This is a genomic window from Peribacillus sp. SIMBA_075, from assembly GCF_046534585.1.
The window spans coordinates 1-268 of the sequence record NZ_JAWRYN010000717.1 but is presented as its reverse complement, the minus strand read 5'-3'; the positions used below and the strand labels follow the sequence as shown (position 1 = coordinate 268).

Sequence of the window (268 nt, the reverse complement as noted above, 5' to 3'; positions counted from 1 at the left end):
AAAGCCTTTTATGTTCAATAAACCAACCGGCTTATTATGTATACCAATTTGTGACCAACATACTACTTCAAATAGCTCTTCAAACGTTCCGTATCCGCCTGGTAATGCAATAAAAGCATCCGCAAGCTCTGCCATTTTCGCTTTGCGCTCGTGCATCGTTTCTACTTCAATTAATTCTGTTAGCCCTGTATGAACAATTTCTCCTCGGAATAGACCGCGTGGCATAACACCTGTTACACGTCCGCCTAAGCGAAGAACTTCGTTTGCC

At 42.9% G+C, this 268-nt stretch carries 1 protein-coding gene; it reads right to left on the bottom strand.

Annotated features, from left to right (window positions below):
* Nucleotides 1-268: LOG family protein (locus tag SB775_RS30080; RefSeq protein WP_410864910.1), on the bottom strand; the 268-nt coding region annotated here is incomplete at both ends.